Source organism: Aurantimonas manganoxydans SI85-9A1 (genome assembly GCF_000153465.1).
Classification (GTDB): domain Bacteria; phylum Pseudomonadota; class Alphaproteobacteria; order Rhizobiales; family Rhizobiaceae; genus Aurantimonas; species Aurantimonas manganoxydans.
The window spans coordinates 1-1,109 of record NZ_AAPJ01000029.1 but is presented as its reverse complement, the minus strand read 5'-3'; the positions used below and the strand labels follow the sequence as shown (position 1 = coordinate 1,109).

1 tRNA gene and 1 pseudogene are annotated in these 1,109 nt (G+C 68.5%); one reads left to right on the top strand and one right to left on the bottom strand.

The window, feature by feature from the left end:
* Positions 1-463: pseudogene (locus SI859A1_RS22405) on the bottom strand (hypothetical protein); the annotation flags it as partial.
* Between the two features lie 422 nt (positions 464-885).
* On the opposite strand from SI859A1_RS22405, the gene SI859A1_RS00230 reads away from it, so the two are divergent.
* Positions 886-960: transfer RNA gene (locus SI859A1_RS00230), tRNA-Gly, on the top strand.
* Positions 961-1,109: the final 149 nt, after the last annotated feature.

The window sequence follows — 1,109 nt, the reverse complement described above, 5'->3', positions numbered from 1 at the left end:
AGCCCATGCCATCCGGGCCGTGGCACTGCATGCAATTGGCCATGTATTTCTTGTAGCCGCGCCAAGCGTACCAATCGACCTTGCCGTCGGGTGCGACGACATAGGTCGGGTTGCCGGCCGGATCGGCATTCTTGCCGAGATCGCCTTCCGTCGGCGCATTGCCTTCGGTGGCCGTATCCTTGGACGGATGGGCGTCGGGCTTCATGTGCTCGGCGGATGCCATTTCGGCATCGCCGCTGGCCGGGGCCGTCTCGGCGGCAGCCGCCTCGGGGGCCTTGTCGGCGGCGGCGGGCGCGGCCGTTGCGGTCGCCGCGGCGGCACCGCCTGTCTCCGCGGCCGGCGCTGCTGCGGCAGGCGCCGCTTCGCCAGCGGGAACGACCGTGGTGCCACTGTCCTGCGCGATGGCCAGGGTGCTGGCCGACAGGAGGGCGGCGCCCATGATCGCGATCAACTTGCTGTTCATTCAAGGCCTCATGTTGACAACCGGGCCACTCAAGCGGCCCGAGCTTCGGACGATGCGCGCGGATGTCGCGCACCCTCCCCTCCCAAAAGCGAAGGCCCGAGGTCGAGGTCGATGCCTGACGACGGGCCCTCCAGTCATGCGGAGGGCCCCGCCCTGCTTCCGAGCTCGGTCCGGCCGCGGCCCTTTCCGCCCTCCTGCAGCGCCCGTCGTACCTCACGACCCTTCCCGACCGCCGCGCGCTCGCACCCCCTGGCTTCGGCACCCCGCCGGATCCCTTACCAAACACCCGGAATCTCGCGCGTTCCGGCCCGCGCGGCACGCCACGAAAATCCCGTTCGATTCCCGTCATTTCGCTGTTGCAATCCACCGGCGATTGGGGCATACACCGCTCGTCCGCGGCGCTCAGGCGCCGCACGGAGCGGGCGGGCGTAGCTCAGGGGTAGAGCACAACCTTGCCAAGGTTGGGGTCGTGGGTTCGAATCCCATCGCCCGCTCCAATTTTCCCATCTCGACATTTCTGACTGCGTTGATCGCGATACGGTTCTGGCCGGCTTCGTTCGCGCGTGACCGCGTCTGTTTCGGCGTGTCGTGCGAACCTACCCGCCGCGAAGCGGCATTTCTCCGGCCGCACGAGCGCCGGCCGCAT